At 63.1% G+C, this 10584-nt stretch carries 9 protein-coding genes; 3 read left to right on the plus strand and 6 right to left on the minus strand.

Going from position 1 to position 10584, the window contains the following annotated elements:
* Position 1: 1 nt before the first annotated feature.
* On the plus strand, positions 2-1786 hold the full coding sequence (locus FEV51_RS12910; RefSeq protein ID WP_138619519.1) for an IlvD/Edd family dehydratase: 1785 nt from the start codon (positions 2-4) through the stop codon (positions 1784-1786).
* Positions 1787-1831: 45 nt separating this feature from the next.
* Here FEV51_RS12910 and FEV51_RS12915 read toward each other — a convergent pair whose 3' ends face one another.
* The 6 genes from FEV51_RS12915 to FEV51_RS12940 all read right to left on the minus strand — a co-directional run bounded on the left by FEV51_RS12915 (position 1832) and on the right by FEV51_RS12940 (position 9656).
* Positions 1832-2710 (minus strand): SMP-30/gluconolactonase/LRE family protein, encoded by an 879-nt coding sequence (locus FEV51_RS12915; protein ID WP_246034569.1) that lies wholly within the window; start codon positions 2708-2710, stop codon positions 1832-1834.
* On the minus strand, positions 2707-3489 hold the full coding sequence (xylB, locus tag FEV51_RS12920) for a D-xylose 1-dehydrogenase (protein WP_138619523.1): 783 nt from the start codon (positions 3487-3489) through the stop codon (positions 2707-2709). Before xylB ends, FEV51_RS12915 begins: the two co-directional genes overlap by 4 nt.
* A gap of 6 nt (positions 3490-3495) precedes the next feature.
* Positions 3496-4617, minus strand: coding sequence for a fumarylacetoacetate hydrolase family protein (locus FEV51_RS12925; protein WP_246034574.1), 1122 nt, complete (start codon positions 4615-4617; stop codon positions 3496-3498).
* Positions 4618-4713: 96 nt separating this feature from the next.
* Entirely contained in the window at positions 4714-6330 is a 1617-nt protein-coding gene (locus tag FEV51_RS12930; RefSeq protein ID WP_246034570.1) for a glycoside hydrolase family 5 protein, read from the minus strand.
* A gap of 13 nt (positions 6331-6343) precedes the next feature.
* The gene (locus FEV51_RS12935; RefSeq protein ID WP_138619525.1) at positions 6344-7348 is read right to left on the minus strand and encodes a cupin-like domain-containing protein; all 1005 of its coding nucleotides are present in this window, start codon (positions 7346-7348) and stop codon (positions 6344-6346) included.
* A gap of 4 nt (positions 7349-7352) precedes the next feature.
* Positions 7353-9656: a glycoside hydrolase family 3 protein gene (locus FEV51_RS12940; RefSeq protein ID WP_246034571.1), complete on the minus strand. Its 2304-nt coding sequence runs from the start codon at positions 9654-9656 to the stop codon at positions 7353-7355.
* Between the two features lie 421 nt (positions 9657-10077).
* Here FEV51_RS12940 and FEV51_RS12945 point away from each other — a divergent pair, with 421 nt between their 5' ends.
* Together FEV51_RS12945 and FEV51_RS12950 are read left to right on the plus strand one after the other, a co-directional pair.
* The gene (locus FEV51_RS12945; protein ID WP_222927465.1) at positions 10078-10332 is read left to right on the plus strand and encodes an MFS transporter; all 255 of its coding nucleotides are present in this window, start codon (positions 10078-10080) and stop codon (positions 10330-10332) included.
* 42 nt (positions 10333-10374) lie between these two features.
* A partial coding sequence (locus FEV51_RS12950) for a transposase (RefSeq protein WP_171033121.1) occupies positions 10375-10584 on the plus strand: 210 nt, incomplete at its 3' end.

A 10584-nucleotide genomic window follows, 5' to 3' on the forward strand; every position in this document is an offset into this window, starting at 1 on the left:
TATGTCCGGCGATCCGCCCATCAAGCGCCTGCGCAGCCGCGACTGGTTCGACAACACCGAACGCATGGATATGACCGCGCTCTATCTGGAGCGGTTCATGAATTATGGCATCACGCCCGAGGAATTGCGCAGCGGCAAGCCGATCATCGGCATCGCGCAATCGGGCAGCGATCTTTCCCCCTGCAACCGGATCCATCTGGAGCTCGCCAAGCGCACGCGCGACGGGATCCGCGATGCAGGCGGTATTCCGATCGAGTTTCCGGTCCATCCGATTTTCGAGAACTGCCGCCGGCCAACCGCGGCGCTCGATCGCAATCTGCTGTATCTTGGGCTCGTCGAGCTGCTCCACGGCTATCCCATCGACGGGGTGGTCCTGACGACCGGCTGCGACAAGACCACGCCGAGCCAGATCATGGCCGCGAGCACGGTCGATATTCCCGCCATCGTCCTGTCGGGCGGACCGATGCTGGACGGGTGGCACAATGGCGAGCTGGTCGGCAGCGGCACGGTGATCTGGCGCAGCCGCCGCAAGCTGGCAGCGGGCGAGATCGATGAGGAAGAATTTCTCCGCCGCGCCACCGACAGCGCGCCCAGTGCCGGGCACTGCAATTCGATGGGCACGGCCAGCACCATGAACGCGGTGGCCGAAGCGCTGGGGCTCAGCCTGACCGGCTGCGCCGCGATCCCCGCGCCTTATCGCGAGCGCGGGCAATATGCCTATCGCACCGGCCGCCGGATCGTGGAGATGGTACACGAAGATCTGAAACCCTCCGACATTCTTACGCGCGAGGCGTTCCTCAACGCCATTGCCACGGTCAGCGTTATCGGCGGATCATCCAACGCCCAGCCGCACATTCAGGCGATGGCCGCCCATGCTGGCGTGCCGCTGGAGATGCAGGCTTGGCAGGAACATGGGTACGACCTGCCGCTGCTGGTCAATATGCAGCCCGCTGGCGAATATCTGGGCGAACGCTTCCACCGGGCCGGCGGTGTACCTGCGGCGATGTGGGAACTGCTGAATGCGGGCAAGCTGCACGGCGAGGTGCGCACCTGCACCGGGACGACCATGGCCGACAATCTGGAGGGCCGCGAGAGCGCCGATCGCGCGATGATCCGTCCCTTCGCCGATCCCCTGATGGAGAAAGCGGGGTTTCTCGTCCTGTCGGGCAATCTGTTCCATTTCGGCATCTTGAAGACTTCAGTCATCTCGGATGAATTCCGTGACCGCTATCTGTCTCGGCCCGGCCATCTGAATGTGTTCGAAGCGCGCGCAGTGGTGTTCGACGGGTCCGACGATTACCACCACCGGATCAACGATCCCGCCCTCGACATTGGCGACAGTTGCATTCTGGTCATTCGTGGTTCGGGCGTCCTCGGATGGCCGGGTAGCGCGGAAGTGGTCAATATGCAGCCGCCCGACGCGCTTATCCGTTCCGGCACCCAATGGCTGCCGACCATGGGAGACGGGCGCCAGTCGGGCACCAGCGACAGCCCATCCATCCTCAATGCCTCGCCCGAAAGCGCGGCGGGTGGCGGCCTCGCATGGCTGCGCACCGGCGATATGATCCATGTCGATCTGAACCAGGGCACCTGCAACGCGCTGGTAGGAGAAGCGGAAATCGCCCGGCGTCTGGCAGAGGAACCCGCCCCGCCGGTACCCAAATCACAGACGCCGTGGGAAGAATTGTTCCGCGAAAAAACCGGCCAGCTGAGCGAAGGCGGGGTAATGGATTTTGCGGTGCATTATCGCGGGACCAGCAGGAAGCTGCCGCGCCACAATCACTAGGCGGCAAGCAGCCAGCAGCGCAGCAGGCAAGCCGCGCCGGTCGGTTTACCCCAGCTTCGCCCGCGCCTGCGCAAAACCCTTCACCGGTGCATCGAACGCGTAAAGCCCGCCTGCCAGCGGGTAATGCTCCATGTCCGCCGCTTCCAAGTTTTTGAGTGCGCTGGTGACATAGGCGGTCGACATATCCGCCCCGCCAAACGCCATTTTGGTCACATCACGGGCAGGGATCGGCACCGAAGCGACCAGTTCGCCATCGGGCGAGAAACGCGCCACACGACCGCCGAGATAGAGCCCCGACCAGACATGATCCTCCGCATCGACCACCGGACCATCGGGATAAGCGCCGGGAAACAGCGCCCCGGTATCGGCAAAGAGCCGTGCCGCGCCCACACCTTCACTGGTGAGATCGGCGACCATGATTTTCTGCGAAGTGGTATCGGTGAAGTAGATCCGGTCACCCTGGGCATTGACCGCCGGGCCATTGGTGATGGCGATGCCGGACGGGCCGGCCGGACGGATTTCGCCAGCATCGAAAACGTAGAACCGGCCCGAGCCTTGCGCCTCGCTGTCGTCCATCGATCCGAACCAGACCCGGCCCCAGGGATCGGTGCAGGCATCGTTGAGCCGGTTGCCCGCCGGTTCACCCGGAACCTTTGTCAAAAACTCGAAGCTTTGCGTTGCCGGGTCGAACAGGTGCAGCCCGTCCTGCAATCCGCACAGCAGCTTGCCGCCTTCCGCCGGGATCGCCCAGCCGATCTGGCCGGGTGCCTGGGCCGCAGCATTGCTGCCGCTGACCGGATCGAAATGCCACAGCAGATGCCGTTTGATGTCGACGAACCACACGACCTGCCGCCGGGCATCCCACAGAACGCCTTCCCCCAGTTTCGATTGCGCGTCGACAACGCGGTCGACCTTCAGGGTCATCTCCATCCGGCATCCACCCAGTAATTATGCGCGGTGCAGAAACGCGCGTCGTCCGAAGCCAGAAACAGCGCCATCGCGGCAATGTCCGGCGGCTCGATCCGTCCGTCGAGGCATTGCGCCGCAACGATCTCCGCCTCGCCCTCAGGCGTGTACCAGCGCTGCTGGCGCGGCGTCTCGACATTTCCGGGAATGATCGCATTTACGCGGATGTTGTCGCGGCCCAATTCCCGCGCGAGGCTGCGTGTCAGCCCCTCGATGGCGGCCTTGGCAGTCTGATAGATCGCCAGCTCCTCCAGCCCCAGATGCCAGCTGATCGAGCCCATGTTGATGATGCTGCCCCCGCCCGCCGCGCGCATGGTCGGAACGGCAGCCTTTGCCGCGAAGAACTGGTGCTTCAAATTCACCGCCATGCGGCTGTCCCAGTATTCGGGCGTCACCTCGTCCAGCGTGTGGCGGTCGTCATTGGCGGCATTGTTGATCAGCACATCGCAGCCGCCCAGCGCGCCGATCAACTCGGCAAGCGTATCGGCATAGATAGCCGCGTCGGTAATATCGCAATTCCGGTAGATCGGCGGATGGTCCGCTGCCGAGAGCGCCTTGCACAGTGTCTCGCTCGGCCCGTCCTGCACATCGACAAAAGCGACCTTCGCGCCCTGCCGGGCGAAACCCTCGACCAGCGCGGCGCCGATACCCGAACCGCCCCCGCTGACGATGACGCACCGGTCGTTCAGACTCGGATAAACGGCCCTGTCACCCCTTGCTTGCAGCGTCCCCTCCATCGCGGTTCAAATCTTCCCGACCAGCTCACGCTGTGCCAGATTGCGCACGAATTCACCGATCCCCATCGTCCATGCCGGAGCATCGCGGGACGTGGCAACCGTGTTGGTCAGCGTTCCTATCCTGTCGGACCGGATTGTCACCCTGTCGCCGATCTTATGGGTAAAGCCGGCTCCCGGTTCGTCGCGGTCCTGCGTCGGCGCGAACAGCGTGCCGCAGAACAACACAAAGCCATCGGGATAATGATGTTCGGACAGGCATTGGCCGACCAGTTCCAGCGGATCACGGCTGATCTGGGCCATCTCGTTCTTGCCCTTGAGCAGGTAACCTTCCGGCCCCTCGATCTCGAGTTCGACCACGGCCCGGCGTATATCATCGAGCCCGAATGTATCGTCGAACAGGCGGATGAACGGGCCGATGGCGCAGCTTCCATTGTTGTCCTTGGCCTTGGACAGCAGCAAGGCGGAGCGACCTTCAAAATCGCGCAGATTCACGTCATTGCCCAGACTGACGCCGACGATCTCGCCGTCGCTGTCGCATACCAGCACCACTTCGGGTTCGGGATTGTTCCAGCTGGAATCCGAGCGGATGCCAATCTGCGCGCCATGCCCGACGGACGAAAGGATCGGGGACTTGGAGAATATCTCTGCATCCGGCCCGATCGCCACTTCGAGATATTGCGACCACATGCCCTCTTCGATCAGCGCCTTCTTGAGCTGGGCTGCCTCGGCGCTTGCTGGTGCGACCGAACGGATGCCCGATCCGACCTTGTCTTCCAGCTGCGAGCGAATGGTGGCGGCGCTGGCTGCATCTCCGCGCGCACGCTCCTCGATCACCCGTTCGATGGCCGAGAGCGCAAAGGTAACGCCGCTGGCCTTGATGCATTGCAGGTCAATGGGCGAGAGCAGGCTCCAGCCTTCGGGCAGTCCGCCCTCCACCGGCCCGATATCGCAGCCACCGACAAACACGCGGCGCTGGACTGCACCCGATACGCTCGCCGCTTCGCCGGTCAGGTCGAACAGCCTGCCCCCGCGAATGGACAGCACGGCCGGGCCATCGGGGGTTTGCGCCCGCCCGAGAAAATGGCCGGAAGCATGGTCTGCCGGTAAGATCGTATCCAGTTTCGGCAATTCCACTCCCCTTTGATAGCGCTACCATAGTTCGCCTGCCAGTACACGGCAAGCGCTGAGGGTGATCGCAATGTTTATGGCTTTCGCTCGATCACCCTACCCGATGATCGAAGCCGCCCCCACCACGACGATGATCTGCCCGATTTCGACGATCTGTTCCTGCGCACCGAATTGCATTGCAACCACGGCGGCGCGGCGGGCGATCTTCCGGTCGGCGACGGCGGAAACTTCGTAGAACTGCCATTCCTTGCCGATGCTTAGGGTCCGGTCGCCGAAGCCGGGGTAGGGGTACGCGTCCTGCTGGAAACGGACCGACACGCGGCCCAGCCCGTCCGCCGCACCGCCGTGGAGCGTGCGCGCGAAGAAGCCGATCGTGATGCGCCGCCCCTCCTCTATGTCGGCCAGCAGCGGCACATTGCTGCCCGCCGACCATGGGTCGCCCGCGCGCGTGTTGCTGAACCGGAGCGCCGCACCGCCGCCGGGGATGGCTTCATCGACAATCGGCTCACGCGAGAGAGTGTCGCCATAGGATACCATTGCGAGCGAGGTTGGATCGTTCACCAGCCAGCCCGGTAATTGCGCATCGAAATCCTGCAACGCCTTGGGCAGGCGGCGGCCTGCCGGTTCGCCGGCTTCGTCGGCTTGTGGCACATCGGGTGAGGCCTGCGTCTGCGCCGATGTGCCCGGTTCCTCCAGCCCCATCGCTGCGCGCAGGCCCGGTACCCATTGCCCGCTTTGCTGATCGAAGAACGGAAAAGTATTGGCATAGGCCCAAGTGCAGATGCCGACCCCGGTAGGGGCAAAGGCCTCGCGCACCGCGCGGTGGTAGGCGGCGCGCTCCGGCACAGAGATATGTTTGTCGTAGGCGCCGGTCTCTCCCATGAAGGGCAGCTTGCCGGTGCGCGCGGTATAGGCTCGCACCTTGTCCGCGTCATCGCTCAGCTGCTGCAAATCCGCCGCAGAGCCAAACTTGCGCCCCGGCGGCGGCATATTCGGCTCGGTCCAGCTTGCGCCCTGATGGGTGAACTCGAACGGGTCGTAATAGTGGAAGGTCGGATAAATGTTTGCATCGCCCGGCAGGGGCAGCGTGGCGAGCGAATTTATCCCGCTCCAGTTCTCACCGCCATAGATTACCGCGCGCGTCGGATTGGTCGCCCGGACCGCCGCCAGCGCGGGGGCGAGCGTATCAAGCAGGTTGGAATGGTCGAGCTTGTTATGCGGCTCGTTCTCCAGTTCGAACCACAGCCGGTCTTCGGGCGCATCGGCGAAGCGCGCCGCGATCTGTTCCCACACACCGCCATGCCAGGCGGCCACGCCCTCCGGATTCTCGTAGATCGGGTCGAAGTGATGGCTGTTCAGAATGACATTGAGGTCCGCCGCCAGCGCCCAGCTGACCACTTCATCCACCCGGTCCATCCATGCCGCGTCCACCGTATAGGGTGCCTGATCTAGGCTCTTGTTGTGCCAGCGAACCGGGATGCGCACCGTGTCGAATCCGGCCGCCTTGATCCGCGCGAAATCCTCTTCGGCAATCTTTGTGCCGCCCCATGATCCTTCCTGCTCGGGCTCCAGCGAATTGCCCATGTTGATGCAGGTGCCAACCGGCAGCGCCATGGGCTCCGACGCGGTATCAGGGGATGCGTCCTGCGCGCTGGCAGCGGCGGGAACCAGCGCAAGCAAAGCCAGGCTCAGCAATGTCGGGTTCGGTTTCATGGGATTTCCTCTCTCAGCGGCTCGACAATTCCTGAACGACGAAGCGGCGGATTTGCTCGTCGCGATCGGGGGAGGCAGGACCGTTCACGCCCTGCGCATAGGGTGGAAGATGCTCCGCCGCGCCCGCCGCGTCCTCTCCGAAAACGAAGTGATCGAACCAGTGGCGCCATGCCTCGCGCTGTTTCTGCGGCAGGTCGCGGATCGACAGCATGGCATGGGCCAGTGCCAGAAAACCGCCGCCGTGCTGCGCGTCATTGTGCCAGTAATTGACCAGAATGTTGATCGCTGCGCGGGACTCGACATGATGCCACCACAGCGTGGGGATATAGATCGCGTCGCCGGGCTCCAACTCGGCCACGAGCGCCTTCTGACGTGCAGCCTGGTACCGCGGATATCGCTCCAGATCGGGGGCCAGCGGATCGACCATGCTGACCGGCTGACCGGCGAGGGTAATGTTGAGCGGCCCGACATACAGGTCCTTCGTCGCCTCGGGCGGAAACAGCGTAAAGCGCCGCGTACCAAGCGCGACCACCGCGATATTGTCCGACAGGTCGAAATGCGTCGCCACCTGACTTGCATTGCCGAGCCAGATGCGCGCCGCCGCCTGCATGTCGGCGACCAGCGGCAGCGGATTGATCTGGTCGAAACCGGGCAGATGCACGGCAGTCGCGGCAGCCCCGGCATAGATGCCGATGGGGTCTTCGCTATCCGCAATTTCTCGCAGATGCTCGGCCAGACCCGTCAGCGTAAGTTTCTCGCGGCGGAAATTGAAACCGCGCATATCGTGCGAATAGAAGAAACGTCCACGTTCGGATTGGGGGGCGAGCATGATGTCAGCCGGCCGGCCGGTATCGAATTTCTCGACATGGCTCAGCGCCTGATCAGCCCCCTTCAGCCCCCCCTGAACCACTGGCCAGTCCCGCGCGATGCCGCGCATCACAACGGGACGGTAGAGCGGGCGAACCTCCCGCTCGAACGTCACGGCATCGACCGGCACAATTTCCTCGATCGCTTTCATTGGCTCACCTGCAAGGCAGCACGACCTCCGCATCGGTACCCAGACGAACCTCGCCAAGGGCGTAATCGGTCTTGCCCCTTGTCGTCAGAACGAAGGGTTCAGTCAGCGACTTCACGTCGGCTCCCTTGTCGCGCAGGCATTTGAGCGGCAGGCCGTAGCGCACGAATTCGCCGGTTGCCGGCAGGTCGATCACCGCCGCTGCATTGCTGGCTGGGCCAATCGCCCCCAGCGTAGCGCTGTCTGGCGCATCCCGCACTTTGATGGTCATCAGAACCAGCACATCGGCATTGGTTTCGCGGTCGATGTCTACCGGTTCGAAATTGCGGAGCGAGACCTGCGCCTCTCCGCTGGCGACAGCAACACGCTGCGCGCCTTCCTGAACGAGGAAGTTTTCCGCCGTGACCAGCGCCCGTCCGCCCAGCGCCTCTGCGGGCGTGGTGGTGATCCGCGTCTGCCCTCCGGAGGTCCCGTCGCCAACCAGCAGCGACCAGCGCGCGGCAGGCTTGCCGCTGCCGAACCACAGCCGGCTGTCGCCCGCCACTTCGGTCATATCCACTTCGGGAAGTTCGCTCCACCCGGCGACGGGGCTGTCATAGGTCAGGCCATAGCCAAACTCGTGCAGCGCGCCGTTGTCCATATCGGGAGTGCGCGGCCATGCTGCCGGGAGCTTGCCGGCGAAATCGAAGCGCGCCTTGCCCGCGGCGTCGCCCACCAGCACATCGGCAATCCCGCCGCCTTCGCTGCCCGGCAACCATGCGACCACAAATGCATCGGCGGTGTTGAGCGCAGGGTTCACATAGAGCGGCCGCCCGGTAATCATCAGGGCGATGACCGGGATGCCCTGCGCCTTCAACTTGCGCATTGTTTCATAGGGACCGGTCAACTCCGTATCGAGCGCGAGTGTCGCGCGGTCACCCTGAAACTCGGCATAGGGCTTCTCGCCAAACACCACGATGGCCGCATCGGGTTTCTGGGAGAAGCTGCCATCGGGGGACAGCTGCGCACTGCCGCCGCCCGCCTCGACCGCCTGTTTCAGCCCACTCCAGATCGAAGTTGCTCCGGGGAAATGGGAATTGTCCACACCCGTGCCCTGCCAGCTCAACGTCCAACCGCCGGACTGGCGAGCAATATCGTCCGCGCCCTCGCCCGCAACCAGCAGCCGTCCGCCGGGCGCAATCGGCAGCACGCCCTGATCCTTCAGCAGCACCAGGGATTTGCGCACCGCCTCGCGCGCAATGGCACGGTGTTCGGGCGCGCCGAGAAGATCATACTCGCCCGCCAGCGGACGGGTCGAAGGCTTGCCATGATCGAACAGGCCAAGCCGCAATTTGACGCGCAAGATGCGTGCGACTGCCTCGTCGATCCGCTCTATCGGGATCGTCCCGGCCTCGGCACGGGTCAGCAGATCCCCATAGATCGGGCGCCATGTATCGGGAGCCATATACATGTCGACCCCGGCCATCAGCGCCTGCGGGCAGCTCTCATTGGTGCAGCCGACAATCTGGCCGTGCGCATTCCAGTCCGACACCACGAAGCCGCCGAAATCCATCCGGTCTTTCAGCACGCCGGTAATCAGCGAGGAGTTGCCGGTCATCTTCTTGCCCTGCCAGCCAGAGAAGCTGACCATTACAGTGGATACGCCCTCGGCAATAGCGGGGCCATAGGGCGCGCCGTGAATGTCGCGCAGTTCCTCTTCCGAAATGCTCGAATCGCCCTGATCAACACCATTGTCGGTGCCCCCATCGGCAAGGAAGTGCTTGGTCGAAGCGATAACGTAAGGGCCGGAAAGAAGGTCATCGCCGGTCGGTGGACCCTGCAGCCCGCGGACCATCGCCCCGACATAGGATGCCACGAGCTGCGGATCGGAGGAATAACCCTCATAGGCCCGCCCCCAGCGGAAATCCTGCGGCACAGCGACCGTCGGCGCGAAGGTCCATTCCTGGCCCGTCACGCGGATTTCCTTCGCGGTGGCCGCGCCGATCTGCTCGATCAGCGCCGGATCGCGCATCGCACCCAGCCCGATATTGTGCGGAAAAATGGTCGCACCGATGATGTTCGAATGGCCGTGGACCGCGTCGGTCCCCCAAACCACAGGAACGCCGACACCGCCATCCGACGTATCGACCGAGGCAAGGTAGAACGCATCCGCCGCCGCGACCCAAGCGGGAGCGGGGGCAAGATCGTCACCATCCGGGCCGCTGTTGCCGCCGACTAGGATGGAACCGAGATTGTAGGTCTTCACATCCTCCGGCGTGACGCAGCACAAATCCGCCTGCACCAGTTGTCCGATCTTCTCGGGCAAGGTCATGCGCGCCAGCAGATCGGCGATCTTGGCCTCGTCGGCTGAAACTACGGGAACTGGGTATTCGTAAGCCGGCCAGATTTCAGGCCGCGCTTCTCCACGAGCCGGAGCGCGGGCCGAGACGCCAGCTGCAACAGGAGCCGGATCCGCAGAGGGAGCGCTACCTACAGGAGAGCCCCCTTCGGCGCCGTATGTGCTGCCAGCACAACCTGCCAACAACGCAGCTGCCCCAACAAGCTCAATAACGCGAGTACTTACCATCAGAATTTTTCTCCCATCCTCCGTAGTTTCTGGTTATGTGAGCGCTACCATTGTGTCAATGTCACGCGTCAACGTTCAATGGGCAGATTGGCGGTATAAAGTGTAAAGAGCTCTGAACAGAGCGGCTATGTCTGACACGCCACGATCATCTTGGGGGAGGATGTCGATGCAAAAACGCCATCAATTGGTTCTCATGGCATTCATGGCCATTTTCATCTGCTATATGGACACGGTCGCAATTTCGGTGGCGATCATTCCGATGGTCGAAACCTATGGCTGGGATATGTCCACACAGGGGCTCGTTCTCTCCAGCTTCTTTGTCGGCTATTTGCTCACGCAAATTGTCGGGGGCCGTCTGGCTGATCGTTACGGCGGCTGTCCCCCGCCAGCGTTCAATAGACAGATTGGCTGCATAAAATAGGAGAGTGTTTTGGGTTCATCTTCGTGACTGTAAGGAACGAAGATGAAGTCAAAACACTCAAAGGCGCCCGCGGAGCGGGTAGTCAAAGACATCCGCCGGGCGACCCGCAAACAGTATAGCGCAGAGGAGAAGATCCGGATTGTGCTGGAAGGCCTGCGCGGCGAGGATAGTATCGCCGAACTGTGCCGCCGTGAGGGTATTGCGCAGGGCGTGTATTACAAATGGTCGAAGGACTTCATGGAGGCTGGCAAG

Source organism: Qipengyuania marisflavi (assembly GCF_005884405.1).
GTDB lineage: Bacteria > Pseudomonadota > Alphaproteobacteria > Sphingomonadales > Sphingomonadaceae > Qipengyuania > Qipengyuania marisflavi.

What these genes read in the sequence shown, in the direction of transcription:
- FEV51_RS12930 (WP_246034570.1), bottom strand. Translation starts at nt 6,330, where the DNA reads ATGAAACCGAACCCGACATTGCTGAGCCTGGCTTTGCTTGCGCTGGTT.
- FEV51_RS12940 (WP_246034571.1), bottom strand. Translation starts at nt 9,656, where the DNA reads ATGACCTTGCCCGAGAAGATCGGACAACTGGTGCAGGCGGATTTGTGC.
- FEV51_RS12945 (WP_222927465.1), top strand. Translation starts at nt 10,078, where the DNA reads ATGCAAAAACGCCATCAATTGGTTCTCATGGCATTCATGGCCATTTTC.
- FEV51_RS12910 (WP_138619519.1), top strand. Translation starts at nt 2, where the DNA reads ATGTCCGGCGATCCGCCCATCAAGCGCCTGCGCAGCCGCGACTGGTTC.
- xylB (WP_138619523.1), bottom strand. Translation starts at nt 3,489, where the DNA reads ATGGAGGGGACGCTGCAAGCAAGGGGTGACAGGGCCGTTTATCCGAGT.
- FEV51_RS12915 (WP_246034569.1), bottom strand. Translation starts at nt 2,710, where the DNA reads ATGACCCTGAAGGTCGACCGCGTTGTCGACGCGCAATCGAAACTGGGG.
- FEV51_RS12935 (WP_138619525.1), bottom strand. Translation starts at nt 7,348, where the DNA reads ATGAAAGCGATCGAGGAAATTGTGCCGGTCGATGCCGTGACGTTCGAG.